Origin of the sequence: Aurantimicrobium minutum (assembly GCF_029894165.1) — a bacterium.
Taxonomy (GTDB): Bacteria; Actinomycetota; Actinomycetes; order Actinomycetales; family Microbacteriaceae; genus Aurantimicrobium; species Aurantimicrobium minutum_A.
In genome coordinates this window covers 1,536,045-1,549,667 of the sequence record NZ_JARXXU010000001.1, presented here as the reverse complement: position 1 = coordinate 1,549,667, position 13,623 = coordinate 1,536,045, and the positions used below count along the sequence as shown (strand labels likewise).

Below are 13,623 nucleotides of genomic sequence, written 5' to 3'. Positions count from 1 at the left end.
GTACAGATGGACGTTCCAGCAGAAGTTGGTGTGCTCGGCGGTGGCACTATGGGTGCCGGTATTGCGCACGCCTTTGTCGTGTCCGGTTCCAGCGTCACTCTGGTCGAGCGCGACGACGCATCGGTTGATGCAGCACGTGGCCGCATTGAGAAGTCCATCTCGCGTGCTGCCGAGAAGACCGGAATCGATGCCGCAGAAGCCCTCTCACGTTTTACCTTCACCACGGATTACGCCGCTTTCCAGAACGTCGAGCTCGTCGTTGAAGCTGTTCCTGAAGACTTCACCCTCAAGGTCAATGCGCTCACTGCGGTGGAAGCAAACCTTTCATCTTCTGCATGGCTCACAACCAACACGTCGTCGCTCTCCATCACCAACATTGCTGCTGAGTTGAAGAACCCAGAACGCTTCTGTGGTCTGCACTTCTTCAACCCCGTCCCCCAGTCGGCCCTGGTTGAGGTTGTCCTTGCCCCTCGGACCTCCGAGGAACTCGCGGCGTTAGCGTCGAAGTGGGTCCGCGGTTTGGGCAAGACCCCCATTGTTGTTAACGATGCTCCAGGCTTTGCGAGTTCTCGCCTCGGTGTCGCGATTGCTCTTGAAGCAATGCGCATGCTCGAGGAGGGCGTTGCGTCTGCAGAAGACATCGACACCGCCATGGTGCTGGGTTACCGCCACGCAGCCGGCCCTTTGAAGACCACCGACCTCGTCGGTTTGGATGTACGCCTCAACATTGCGGAATATCTCCACGCAAACCTGGGTGAGCGTTTCGCTCCACCACAGATTCTGCGTGACATGGTGGCTCGCGGTGAACTGGGTCGTAAGTCAGGAAAGGGCTTCTTCGACTACAACGACTAAGACTCGATCGGTCTGTATTGTGCAGAACGGGAGTGTCTAAGCCTTGAACACCACTCGTGGTGAGTCGAATGTCTGCTGACTAACATTGTTCTGTTCCATGTGCTCAGGTTTCGTGGTTCAGATTTTTATAGGTATCTCTCCGTTGAGTGCTCAATGTCGAGATGCTTATGCCAACTATCAAAGGAGATGAACGCAATGAAAGCTACCCGTTACTACGGTAAGCACGACATCCGCACCGAGGAGATCGACGAGCCTCAGGTCAGCGCTGGTTATGTCAAGGTACGCAACGAGTGGACCGGTATCTGTGGAACCGACCTGCACGAATACGACGATGGCCCCATGTTCTGCCCAGCACCTGGACACTCGCACCCCCTCACCGGTGTTGCACTGCCTATCGTTCTCGGTCACGAGATCGCTGGTGTTGTCGCTGAGGTTGGCGAAGGCGTCACCAAGGTCAAGGTTGGCGACAAGGTTTCTGTCGAGCCTTACCTCGTTTGTAACGAGTGTGAATTCTGCCTCGATGGCCGTTACAACATCTGCACCAAGGCTGCATTCCTCGGTCTGTCCGGTGAGTCCGGTGGTTTCGCTGAGTACTGCGTAGCTGAAGAGCGTTTTGTTCACCCTCTGGGTGACCTCTCCACCGAGGTTGGCGCACTTGTTGAGCCTCTCGCCGTTGCACACCACGCCATCGTTCGTTCGGGCATCAAGCCTGGTCAAACTGCTCTGGTTGTCGGTGCAGGCCCCATCGGTCTGTTCGTTACCGCCATCCTCCGCGCAATCGGTGTGGAGACGGTCTACAACGTAGAAATCTCCGCTATCCGTAAGGCAAAGGCTGAGGCTGCAGGTTCGACTCTGGTTATTGACCCCACCGCTGAGAACGCCGTGGCCAAAATCCACGAACTGACTGGTGGCCGCGGTGTCGACGTTGCATTCGAAGCAGTAGGTGCTTCTCCTGCACTGCAGACTGCAATCGACGCAACCAAGACCGGTGGAAACGTTGTGAACATCTCCATCTGGAGCCACAACGCAGACATCAACCTCTTCGGCCTCGTTGCACGCGAAGTAAACCTCATGGGTACCCTCGCCTACTGCAACGACCACGCTCCCGTTATCAAGCTGCTCCAGGAGGGCAAGCTCAAGAACGTTGAGCAGTTCATCACCGGCCGTATCTCGGCTGAAGATGTTGTCGAAAAGGGTATCGACCAGCTCATCAACAACAAGGAAGAGAACGTCAAGATTCTCGTTCACCCCTAAGTGTTGATGCACTAGTTTCTCCCAGCAGAGAAAAAGAAGATCCCGGTTTCCGTGAGGAAGCCGGGATCTTTCTGTTGTGGGAATCACACAATAAAAAATGGGGGGAAAGTACAGAATCGGTTGAAAGATAACAAATAGGTAAAGTCTGTTCGAATTCTGAACAAGCAACAGAAATGGGTGAAATAGTGGCTCCAAACTAGTAAGTAACAGCCGGGTCTGCCAATGATGCCAGGTTCACCACACGCGAGTGTGTACACCTTGGTTTATTTGTTGACAGGAATGAGATCACCTCATTTCCAGCTTCCTCTGGTCCATGCCAGATGAATGGTGCGGTTGAAACAAAAACCAAGGAGTTAATCATTATGGGATTTAACAAAAACATGTGGAAGAAGGCTGTAGCAGTAGCTGTTGTTGCTGGTGTAGCTGTATCCATGAGCGCATGTAGCTCAGACTCTTCCGGCGGCGGCTCGACCGACGCTCAGGGAACTGGAACCATCGAGGGCAACGGCGCTCTTCTCAAGGTCTTCATGCCTTCCACCTCGAACGTATACCTTGAAGCTGCAGCAAACGCAGCTAAGGAAGAGGCAGCAGCTCTCGGCTTCGAGATCTCTGTTGTAGAAAACCAGTGGGACCCCACTGAGCAGGACGCTCAGGTTCAGGAATGGCTTGCATCCGGCGAAACCGCTGCTGCAGTTCTCTTCTGGCCAACCTCCGCTGCTAACGCAACCGCATCGATCCGTGCTCTTTCCGAGGTAGCCCCTGTGCTCCAGTGGAACCAGCTCATCATGCCTGACGCAGAAGAGTTCATCAAGATCGGTTACGCAGGTGTTTCTGACATCGGTATCGGTGACCAGACCGGTAAGGACACCATCACCAAGATGGAGTCTCTCGCTAAAGAGGGATACAAGTGGAAGGGCGGCGACAAGCCAAACGTAATCCAGATCCAGCTCGGTCAGGGTGACTACGGTGCAGGTCTTGACCGCACCAAGGGCTTCGAGGATGTCGTAGGAGACCAGATCAACCTCCTCGCAACCGAAGGTTCTCCTCTTGCTGACGGTTTCGGTGCTGAGGGTGGTTACAAGACCGCTTCCATCGTTATCCCTAAGTACCTCTCCGAAGGTATCGACATCATTGCTGTTCAGACCAACGACATGGCAAACGGTGTAGTTCAGGCTGCAGAGCAGGCTGGCCTTACCCCTGGTAAGGACGTCTTCATCATCACCGGTACCTCTTCCGGTTCGATGGCTAACCTGAAGTCTGGCAAGATCACCTCGACTGTTCTTCAGCCACCAGCGCTTGAGGGTACCCTCATCGTTGACGTTGCAGCTCAGTACCTGGCAACCGGTTCCAGCACTCCTGGTACCGTAACCCTCGCATCTGACAAGGACAAGCCAAAGCTTGAGGTTGTATCGCCTAGCTACACCACCTTCATGATGAACCCAACTGTGACCGCCGACAACATCGGTACGTTCCAGATCTGGGGCTGGGACTTCTACCAGCTCATGGGTAAGGCTGCTTCTGAGTAAGCACTCGGTCTAAACCTTCGGGTTTGAACCATCGTGGCCGGGGCGTGAGAAATCACGTCCCGGCCACACACCACGCTTCGGCGTGACGTAACTTTTTAACTCAACGTGGAGGATCATGTGAACGACAAAGTCCCCTTCCGCCTTAGGGCCTCGGGCATCACAAAGTCTTACGGAGCTGTCAACGCGCTCTCAGACGTCAATTTCGAACTTAAAGCCGGCGAAGTCATGGCTCTCCTGGGTGAGAATGGTGCAGGTAAGAGCACCATCGTGAAGGTCATCTCCGGTCTGATCATCCCCGACCAAGGCGAAATCACCATTGATGGTGACGTTGTTCAGCTCAATAGCGTGCGCGCTTCTCAAGAAGCCGGTATTGCCGTTGTGCAGCAGGAATTCAGCACGGTAGGAACCATGACGGTTGCTGAGAACCTCGTTCTCGGCCAGAACGGTGCACCAGCCTGGTGGAGCCCCAAGAAGCTCAAGGCAAACGCAAAGGAAATCCTCGCCCGCGTTGGTCTCGAAGAGCTGGACCCCAGCACTCCCGTTGACAAGCTTTCCGTTGCAGAAATGCAGCTTCTGGAAATCGCTCGTGTACTCGCTAAAGACGCCAAGATCATCATCTTCGATGAGCCCACCGCGGCCCTCTCAGATGCTGAAATCGTGCGCGTTCTCGAGGCGGTTAAGCGTCTCGCCAGCGAAGGTCGCAGCATCATCTATGTAACCCACCGACTTGGTGAAGTCTTCGAAATCGCAGACCGCGTCACCATCTTCCGTAACGGTCGCAGCCAGCCTGCAGAAAACGTGTCAGATCTGACCGTGGACACCGTTGTCGCGAAGATGATTGGTCGCGAACTTGGTCACCTCTACCCAGAGCGTTCCGGCGTTCACGGTGAGCCTGTCCTGGAAGCTCGTGCGCTCAAAGTTCCCGGCATCCGCGGCGAGGTCAACCTCACCGTTCGCCGTGGAGAGATCCTGGGCCTGACCGGTCAGTTGGGTTCGGGTACCTCCGAGCTACTCAAAGCTCTGGCTGGAACCAACGACGTCCTTGCTGGTGAAGTTTACCTCGAGGGTGCACCCGTTGACCTTCGCGGTCGCCGTCGCGGAATCGTCACCGGTATCGCCTATTGCTCGCCTGACCGAAAGAAGGACGGTATCTTTGCCGGCCTGTCGATCCGTCGTAACCTCTCCTCACCGTGGCTGCGCAGGGTTTCCTCTCTGGGATTCGTCAGTGGCAAGCAGGAGAATGACGAAGCCCTTCGCGGTGCAACCAACTTTGCACTCGACGTGAATCGTCTCAACGCTCTCGTGGGTAACCTCTCTGGTGGTAACCAGCAGAAGGTTGCACTGGGCAAGTGGGTCGGTATCCGTCCCCGCGTTCTTCTTGTTGAAGAGCCAACCCGTGGTGTGGACGTCGGTGCTCGTGCCGAGATTTACACCCAGCTGCGTCGCCTGTGCGACTCGGGCGTTGGCGTCGTTGTGGTCTCTTCTGACACCAACGAAATCCTCGGTCTATCCGACACCATTGCCACCTACTACCGGGGTAAGCAGACAACTATCAAACCTGCAACAGAGTGGACCGAGCCTGCGCTCGTTCGCGAAGTTATGCACCGTGAGGATTAGGAATCATGACAACTACTGAAACCATTTCCGTCGGTTTCCAGAATCGTGCTGGAACCCGCTCGCTGATCAACTTCCTGCGTAACTGGGCATTGCCTATTCTCGTTGTTTTGTTGTTCGTTCTCTCGATCTTCCTTGTTCCGAAGTTCGCAGAGTTGACCACCATCCGCGCTATCTTCCTGCAGGCCTCCTTAATTGGTATCGCTGCGGTGGGTATGACCGCATTGACCTTGTCGGGCAACATGTTCTCGCTCGGTGTGACACCAACAGTCATCCTCGGGGCCATGGTCTACATCTGGGTTGGTGAAGGCACCACAAGCATGTGGCTCGGTGCCGCTGCCGCAATCATTGTTGTTGTCATTCTCGGAATCATTCAGGGTTTCATCGTGAGCCTGGGATTGAATGCCGTGATCGTGACGCTCGCCGTGGGTTCTGTGATCTACGGTGTGACCGCAATTGTGACCAAGGGTGCTCTTGTGGAGCCCAGCGAAAAAGTAGACCTCGCAGGCTTCGCAACCTTCGACATCTTTGGTATCCCACTTCCCATCGTTGTGTTCATCGTGTTCACCGCTCTGGCGTGGTTCCTCACCGAACACACTCTGATTGGTCGTAACGTTCACCTGCTGGGTGCAAACAAGGAAACTGCTCGCAACAGCGGAATCTCGCCTCGCGCCACCACCGTCTGGGCATTCATCGCAATGTCTCTCGGATTCGGTATCGCTGCGGTTATTGCCTCGGCTCAAATTCACTCTGTCCAGGCTGACCAGCTGCCTAACCTCACACTCGACACCGTCGCAGCTGTGCTGGTTGGTGGAACAGCCGTGACAGGTGGAGATGGTTCGCCCATCAAGTCTGCGATTGGTGCGTTGTTCATCGCAACTATCGCTCAGATCATGGTTCTCACCTCGGTGCCAGACGGATTGAAGCAACTCATCCTCGGTATCGTCGTGGTCGCACTGGTCGTCATTCTTCACGTTCTACGAAAGGCTGGTTCACGATGAGGGCTATAGGCACCTGGTTCAAGGGATACCTGCTTCAGTTCATTGTTCTCGTCATCGTGCTTGCCTCGATGTACGCGTTCTACCCCCGCTTCCACGTTGAGTCCTCCATCGAGCGCATCATGCCTCTCGGTGTGGTCGCAGCGGGTCTTGCGGTCACCATGATTGCTGGAGAGTTCGACCTTTCCATCGCATCCATGGCAGCCTTCTCGGGCGCTTTGACCATCGTTCTTTCGCCTATCGGTCTTGTCCCTGCACTGATCATCTCGATCATCGTGGGTACTGCACTGGGTGCACTGCAAGGTTGGGCAATCGCCAAGCTCGGAATCAACTCGCTGGTCTTTACAATCGGAACATTAATTCTGTTCCGAGGTCTGACCTGGGTTGTCACCAACGGTGTATCGGTTCGTGTTTCCGATGTCACCGCAACCGACGTGTTCCGCGACAAGATTGGTTTCCTGACCCCTCTGTCGCTGACAGGTATCCTCATCTTCATTGCTTTGGGTATCTTCCTCGCCTACACCCGATGGGGCCGTGAGATCTATGCTCTCGGTGGCGCACGTAACGAAGCTATTGCAGCTGGTGTGCGCTACAAGCGCGGCATGATTGTTGCCTTCGCCATCTCCGGTGGTTTGGGTGCAGTTGCCGGTGGTATGACCAGTGCACTGGGGGGATCTGCGTCGCCCACCGCATTCGGTAGCCTCCTGTTGGGCGCACTGGCTGTTGTTCTCGTCGGTGGTATCAGCCTCGCTGGTGGCCGCGGAACCATGGTCAACGTGTTCCTCGGTTTCGCCATCATCGCGATCCTGTCCGCAGGTCTTTCCGCTATGGGAGCGAAGGCATTCGTTGCCGAACTCTTCACCGGTGTCCTGCTGCTGGTCGTGCTGGTCTTCGACTACCTCATTGGTGCAATTGCCGAAAATGACCGAAAGAAAAAATTACGAAAGATTGCGACCTCCGAGGCGTAATTCTCGTGTGCGAATGGGCGGATCCTTGTGGTCCGCCCATTCGTGATTAACCCCCAGCACTGCGAACTGTGCAGTGTTTAGAGATTGAGCGTTTTCGAACGCCGTCTGCCTCCTCGCTCTAAAGTGAGAAGAGGTTTTGATTTACGTGAACGAATGAAAGGTCACACCATGAGGGAAGTTGTCGTCTGCGAACCACTTCGCACGCCCATTGGCAAGTTCGGTGGAATGTTTTCCACCATTGCCCCCGTCGATCTCGCTGCAGCTGTCATCAGCGCGCTCGTTGAGCGCACCGGTATTGACACCAGCCGCATCGATGACATCATTTTTGGTCAGGGATACCCCAGCGCTGAAGCTGCGCCGATCGGCCGTGTTGCTGCACTCAACGCAGGACTGCCCGTCACCGTGGGTGGCTCACAGGTTGACCGCCGCTGTGGCTCTGGCCTGCAGGCCATTCTCGATGGCTGCATGCAGATTCAAACCGGCGTCAGCGATGTTGTCATCGCTGGTGGCGCGGACACCATGAGCCAGGCTCCGATGTACACCGTGAACACTCGCTGGGGCATCCGGGGCACCGATGGCTACAAGATGGAAGACTCTCTCGGCCGTGCCCGCCAGACTGCCGGTGGAAAGTTCTACCCGGTCCCCGGCGGCATGATCGAAACGGCGGAAAACCTTCGCCGTGAGTTCGGTATTTCTCGCCAGGAGCAGGATGAACTCGCACTGCGTTCACAGGCTCGCGCAGCAGCTGCTGTAGAAGCGGGAAAGTTCACCGATGAGATCGTTCCTATTTCTGTCAAGGTCAAGGGTGGCGAAAAGCTCATCGACGCTGACGAGACTCCTCGCGCAACCACCATTGAAGATTTGCAGAAACTCAGCCCCATCATGCTCAAGAGCGATGCAGAGGCGACGGTAACTGCAGGTAACGCCAGCACCCAGAACGATGCTGCTGCTGCCTGTATCCTCACCACCCCCGAGATTGCTGCTGAGCTGGGCTTGAAGCCTATTGTGAAGCTGCGCTCCTGGGCACGTGCCGGTGTCGAGCCCAGCCGGATGGGTATCGGTCCTGTTCCTGCCAGCTACAAGGCACTCGATCGTGCTGGTCTGGGCTTAGCGGACATGTCCATGATTGAGCTCAACGAAGCTTTCGCAGCCCAGGTTCTGGCTGTCTCTCGCGAGTGGGGATTCACCGACAGCGACTGGGACCGCACCAACGTATTGGGTTCTGGAATTTCGCTCGGTCACCCCATTGGTGCGACCGGAGCTCGTATCCTTGCGACCGGTTCGCGCGAACTCGTGCGGAGCGGTGGAAACTTCATGCTCGAAACAATGTGTATTGGTGGCGGCCAGGGTCTGGCAGCAGTCTGGGAACGCATCTAAGGATTGTTTCTTCGCGGTGGGGTCTGGCATTTGCCAGGCCCCACCCCTGTTTCTCGCGTGTTGTGAGATTGAACACCGTGAAAAATGGGCCTACTGTGCTGACCTAAAATTGAGTCATGTCTGACATCAACCTGTTTTCGCCGATGAAGATTCGGTCCGTTGAGATTCGTAACCGCGTGTGGGTTCCCCCCATGTGCCAGTACTCGGTTTTCAACCGTGATGGCGTGCCCACCTCGTGGCACATGGTTCACCTCGGTTCCATGGCAGTTGGTGGCGCCGGTCTCATCATCGTGGAGGCAACAGCCGTCTCCTTCGATGGCCGCATTACCGTCCATGACACCGGTATCTGGAACGACGAACAGCGTGACGCCTGGGCCGACATTGTGGAGTTCATCACCGAGCACGGTGCCGTCGCAGGTATTCAGCTTGCTCACGCAGGCCGCAAGGCATCTGTGCGCCCTGACTGGAACTTTGCAGGCGCTGCAGGACCCATGCCTGAATCAGAGGGTGGCTGGATTCCTATCGCGCCCTCCGCGATTCCTTTCGATGACACGTCCTCTACTCCTCGTGAGATGACCCTGGAAGACATTGACCGTGTTGTAGAAGACTTCAAGACCGCTGCACAGCGTTCGGTTGACGCAGGTTTCAAGGTTCTCGAAATTCATGGAGCCCACGGCTACTTGTTGCACGAGTTCCTCTCGCCCCTCTCCAACACTCGCACTGACGAATACGGTGGATCTCTCGAGAACCGTGCCCGTCTGCTGCTTCGTATTGTGGACGTCGTTCGTGAAGTTGCGGGCAAAGACATTGCTGTTTTCGTTCGTTTTTCTGCAACGGATTGGAAGGACGGCGGCTGGACTCCCGAGGAGACCTCCACCGTGGCCACCTGGTGCTATGACCGTGATGTCGACCTCTTTGATATCTCCACCGGTGGAAATGTCATCGGTGTGACCATTCCGACTGGTCCTAACTACCAGGTTCCTTTCAGCGACCAGGTCAAGCGCGACGCAAACGTTCCGACCGCTGCTGTGGGCCTCATCACCGACGCTGTACAGGCCAACGACATCATCGTTGCCGGTCAGGCAGATGCAGTCCTGCTGGGCCGCGAGCACATGCGCGACCCTCACTTTGCACTGCGTGCAGCAGCTGAGCTGGATATCGAGATTGACTACTGGCCTCACCAGTACCTGCGTTCTCGTCCCCGTAAGGCAGTAGCAGGCCCCACCACAGGCAAGGTTGCTTTCTAGTTTTCACGTCACTGTGCCCCACACCACTGGTGTGGGGCACAGTTGGTTAAGTGTGACGTTAGTGCGCACCCACGCCGAGAAGTGAACCAACCAGATAGGTGGCTCCCACGGCGATAGCACCAAAGAAGAGCTGACGAAGTGCGCTTTTCCACCACGATTTCCGGGTGTAGCGGGCCGCGATGCCACCGGCGATGAGCAGACCTACTCCACCGACACCAAGTCCGAGCCACAGTGACTCAAAGCCCAGGGCATAGGGGATCAGGGGGATAAACGCGCCGGTCGCAAACATGGCAAAGGAAGAAACAGCGGCAATCCAGGGGGAGGGCTTAGAGTCTGGATCGACACCCAATTCTTGGGTGATGTGAATGCGCGCAGCCTGCTCGGTATTGAGGTGAACCTCCGCGGCAGCGTATTTTGCAGTCTTCTCCGTCATGCCCATGTCAATGAAGTTGAGCACGAGTTCATTTTCTTCACCCTGGGGGTTGCGAGCATGGGCTTGGCGTTCGACTTCAAGCTCTGAATCAACCTGTTCATTGGCAGTCTTGACGGAGGCGTATTCACCCAACGCCATGGAAAATGCGCCTGCGACGAGGCCAGCAGCACCAGTGAGAACCACGGTCTGTGGGTTTGCCCCTGCTGCACCAATACCGGCAATCAAGGCAATGTTGGAAACAAGGCCATCCATGGCACCGAAAACGGACGCACGCAACCAGCCGCCGGAGAGATCGGGGTGGGAATGGTCATAGTCGTGGGGATCGGCGCCCTTGAGGGGAGTGGAAATCATCGACGTAGCCCCTTAGAAGTCGTAGGGCTCGTTTTCGAGCTCTTCTTCCTTGTGTTCTTTAGCTACATCCGCAATGGCGAGTGCGAGGGAAATTCCCCAGCCAACCCAGACCAAAATCAGGCGCCAATCTCGAGGCCCACGCAGCGTTGCACGCAAGGCACTGAATCCACCAAAAATGGCACCGAGCACACTGGCGTTGAAAATGAATTTGCGCATGGAAACCTCCCTCAATTCAAGGTTACCGGTTCGTCGGCACGCCCGCGTCTTTCAGCCCATTCGAGTGCTGCCCGCTTAGGCTCATTGAGTCATGATTCGCTTTAGTACGGTCACCAAAAAGTACGCAGGTTCCTCGCGTCCCGCCCTCAACGGCGTTGATTTTGAGATTCTGCGCGGCGAGTTTGTCTTCCTTGTGGGCGCCTCGGGTTCGGGCAAATCTTCCTGCCTGCGCTTGATGATCAAAGAAGACAAGCCCAACTCTGGTTCTATTCATGTCTTGGGTCAGGATCTGGGGTCCATTTCGAACCGCAAGGTGCCGTACTTCCGTCGCAACTTGGGCGTTGTTTTTCAAGACTTCCGCCTGCTTCCTAACAAGACCGTCTTCGACAACGTGGCGTTCACTCTGCAGGTCATTGGGAAGTCCCGTGGATTTATCCAGGAAGCCGTTCCGGACGTCCTCAAGATGGTGGGTCTTGCCGGTAAGGCCCAGCGTTACCCCCATGAACTTTCCGGTGGTGAACAGCAGCGTGTGGCCATTGCCCGCGCCATTGTGAACAAGCCGGCATTGCTGTTGGCTGATGAGCCCACCGGTAACCTCGACCCCGCAACCAGCGCCGGCATCATGGCACTTCTGGAGCGCATTAACGCTGGTGGAACCACCATCGTGATGGCAACCCACGCGGCAGATTTCGTGGACCGCATGCAAAAGCGCGTGATTGAGCTGGTTGCCGGACAGATTGTGCGTGACGAACGCGAATCGGGCTACGGTAACACCGCCGCCCTCCCCATCATTGGGGCAGATACCTCCATCAACTCCACCGGTGACCACACCGCGGCCGCGGCCGCAGCTGTGGCAGCGACCACACGCCCGCAGGGCATCGTGACGGCTTCCGAACAGCCACAGATTATTGAAACCACGGACATCGTGGTTCCCACTCCCGTCTTTGAACCTGTTGACGAAATCACCATGGATGCGGTTCCCGCGATCCCGAGTGCCTATGACACTGGTGAGATTGATGACTTGGGCGATCTCAACGAGTTGTTTAACATGAACGAATCCAAGCCTGTTCAGCGCTTAGATCCCTCTGCATTTGCCGATCAAGCCCCAGCAGCTCCTGATCCCTTGACCAAGCCTCCGGTGGACACCTCAAGCTTGCCGTTGGCCGAGCGTCTGCGCCTCCAGGCTCAAGCACGTGCAAAAGAAGCTGGCGAGAATGACCAGAATGTGGGGCCTGTTCGATGAGGTTCGCCCTGATTTGGTCGGAGGTCGCTAACGGTCTTCGCCGGAACTTCTCCATGGTTGTCTCGGTCATTTTGGTGACCTTCATTTCTTTGACCTTTGTCGGAACTGCCATTTTGCTGCAAATGCAGATTGGCCAGATGAAGAACTATTGGTACGACAAGGCGCAGGTTGCCGTGTACATGTGCACCGATGTGTCGGCGGGGGAGAACTGCCTCGACGGGGCGGCCACGCCTGAACAGATAGCTGAAGTGGATGACGCATTGTCGTCTCCCACTCTCGCGCCGTTCATTGACCAGTACTACTTCGAAGATCACGACCAGGCATATGCCAACTTCCAGGAACAGTTCAAGGGAAACCCTGTCGCGGAATACGTCACCCCTGAACAGCTCAACGAGACCTTCTGGGTCAACCTCAAGGACCCCTCGCAGTCCGCCGTCCTGGTCGAAGCACTCTCGTCACAAAAGGGTGTGGAGTCTGTCACGGATCAGCGCAGCTACCTCGACCAAATTTTCGCGATCTTGAACTCCGCCAGTTACACAGCCATTGGTGTGGCGGGTTTGATGCTCATTGCGGCTGTGCTGCTGATTGCGACGACCATTCGACTTTCGGCCTTCTCGCGCCGACGTGAACTCGGCATTATGCGCCTCGTGGGTGCCTCGAACCGGTTCATTCAGACTCCGTTCATCCTGGAAGGTGTCTTTGCTGCCTTCATCGGCTCAATCTTGGCCGGTGCGGCCATTGTGGGCATCGTGCACTTCTTTGTCCAGGGTTACCTCGCGGTCAACATTCCACTGACCTCCTTCGTGGGGATCCCCGAAGCGCTCATTGTGGTGCCGGTTCTGATTGTGGTGGGTTCACTCTTAGCGGCTATCTCGGCCAACTTCGCCATCACCCGATACCTCAAGATTTAGTCGAGCCTCACAGGCGCGTAAACTGATGCTTTGCGCAACGAGCTTGAAGGAGGTGTGCAATGCCCAAGGAAAAAGGCCAGAAGGTTGTTGCCACCAACCGTAAAGCCCGCCACGACTACAACATCATCGACACAGTGGAAGCTGGCGTCGTTCTGTGGGGGACGGAAGTGAAGTCTCTGCGTCAAGGACGTGCGTCCCTGACGGATGGGTATGCCTTTATTGAGAACGGTGAGGCGTGGCTGGATGCCGTCCATATCCCTGAATACACGCAGGGAACCTGGAATAACCACGCGCCCCGGCGCAAGCGCAAGCTTTTGATGCACAAGCAAGAGATTCTCAAACTGCACAGCAAAGTAAAAGAGGGTGGCTACACCCTTATTCCTCTTTCCCTCTATTTCAGTGATGGCCGCGCAAAAGTTGAACTGGCATTGGCGAAGGGTAAGAAGGAATATGACAAGCGTCAGACCTTGCGTGAACGCCAGGACAAGCGTGAAGCGGACCGGGCCATGTCTGCCCGCAAAAACGTCGGCGACTAGAAAGCACATTCTGTGGAGTGAAGGAATAACTTTTCCCAGCTTCGCGTTATACACTTCAAGAGCGCTGAAATACGCGCCTGAGTAGGGTGAAAATCCT

Annotated in this window: 13 protein-coding genes; 11 read left to right on the top strand and 2 right to left on the bottom strand. The window is 55.9% G+C overall.

Translation table 11 applies throughout. The annotated features are described in order from the left end of the window. Positions 1–6: 6 nt before the first annotated feature. The 8 genes from M2119_RS07715 to M2119_RS07680 all read left to right on the top strand — a co-directional run bounded on the left by M2119_RS07715 (position 7) and on the right by M2119_RS07680 (position 9,836). Positions 7–852 carry a 3-hydroxyacyl-CoA dehydrogenase family protein gene (locus M2119_RS07715; protein WP_280804348.1) on the top strand — a complete coding sequence of 282 codons (846 nt, stop codon included), beginning with the start codon at positions 7–9 and terminating at the stop codon, positions 850–852. Positions 853–1,047: 195 nt separating this feature from the next. After that, positions 1,048–2,106 (top strand): 2,3-butanediol dehydrogenase, encoded by a 1,059-nt coding sequence (locus M2119_RS07710; RefSeq protein ID WP_280804347.1) that lies wholly within the window; start codon positions 1,048–1,050, stop codon positions 2,104–2,106. A 362-nt stretch (positions 2,107–2,468) separates the two neighbouring features. After that, positions 2,469–3,632 (top strand): sugar ABC transporter substrate-binding protein, encoded by a 1,164-nt coding sequence (locus M2119_RS07705; RefSeq protein WP_280804346.1) that lies wholly within the window; start codon positions 2,469–2,471, stop codon positions 3,630–3,632. A gap of 117 nt (positions 3,633–3,749) precedes the next feature. Then, complete coding sequence (locus M2119_RS07700) at positions 3,750–5,249, top strand: sugar ABC transporter ATP-binding protein (RefSeq protein ID WP_280804345.1); 1,500 nt, start codon at positions 3,750–3,752, stop codon at positions 5,247–5,249. Positions 5,250–5,254: 5 nt separating this feature from the next. After that, positions 5,255–6,247, top strand: a complete 993-nt coding sequence (locus tag M2119_RS07695) for an ABC transporter permease (protein ID WP_280804344.1) — start codon at positions 5,255–5,257, stop codon at positions 6,245–6,247. Continuing rightward, positions 6,244–7,212: an ABC transporter permease gene (locus M2119_RS07690; RefSeq protein ID WP_280804343.1), complete on the top strand. Its 969-nt coding sequence runs from the start codon at positions 6,244–6,246 to the stop codon at positions 7,210–7,212. The genes M2119_RS07695 and M2119_RS07690 overlap by 4 nt, the downstream gene beginning before the upstream one ends. A 168-nt stretch (positions 7,213–7,380) precedes the next feature. Further along, a complete protein-coding gene (locus M2119_RS07685) occupies positions 7,381–8,589 on the top strand; it encodes an acetyl-CoA C-acetyltransferase (protein WP_280804342.1) in 1,209 nt (402 codons plus the stop codon). 116 nt (positions 8,590–8,705) lie between these two features. Beyond that, positions 8,706–9,836 carry an NADH:flavin oxidoreductase/NADH oxidase gene (locus M2119_RS07680; RefSeq protein ID WP_280804341.1) on the top strand — a complete coding sequence of 377 codons (1,131 nt, stop codon included), beginning with the start codon at positions 8,706–8,708 and terminating at the stop codon, positions 9,834–9,836. A 58-nt stretch (positions 9,837–9,894) separates the two neighbouring features. Here the strand turns inward: M2119_RS07680 and M2119_RS07675 are convergent, their stop codons facing one another. Then, positions 9,895–10,620, bottom strand: coding sequence for a VIT1/CCC1 transporter family protein (locus M2119_RS07675; RefSeq protein ID WP_280804340.1), 726 nt, complete (start codon positions 10,618–10,620; stop codon positions 9,895–9,897). A 12-nt stretch (positions 10,621–10,632) separates the two neighbouring features. Beyond that, positions 10,633–10,836: a hypothetical protein gene (locus tag M2119_RS07670; protein ID WP_280804339.1), complete on the bottom strand. Its 204-nt coding sequence runs from the start codon at positions 10,834–10,836 to the stop codon at positions 10,633–10,635. 91 nt (positions 10,837–10,927) lie between these two features. Here M2119_RS07670 and ftsE point away from each other — a divergent pair, with 91 nt between their 5' ends. Genes ftsE through smpB form a run of 3 tightly spaced genes read left to right on the top strand, consistent with a single transcriptional unit; the run spans position 10,928 to position 13,526 of the window. Beyond that, complete coding sequence (gene ftsE, locus M2119_RS07665) at positions 10,928–12,079, top strand: cell division ATP-binding protein FtsE (protein ID WP_280804338.1); 1,152 nt, start codon at positions 10,928–10,930, stop codon at positions 12,077–12,079. Continuing rightward, positions 12,076–12,990 (top strand): permease-like cell division protein FtsX, encoded by a 915-nt coding sequence (gene ftsX, locus M2119_RS07660; RefSeq protein ID WP_280804337.1) that lies wholly within the window; start codon positions 12,076–12,078, stop codon positions 12,988–12,990. The genes ftsE and ftsX overlap by 4 nt, the downstream gene beginning before the upstream one ends. Before the next feature lie 59 nt (positions 12,991–13,049). Beyond that, positions 13,050–13,526: an SsrA-binding protein SmpB gene (smpB, locus tag M2119_RS07655; RefSeq protein ID WP_280804336.1), complete on the top strand. Its 477-nt coding sequence runs from the start codon at positions 13,050–13,052 to the stop codon at positions 13,524–13,526. The last annotated feature ends 97 nt before the right edge of the window (positions 13,527–13,623 follow it).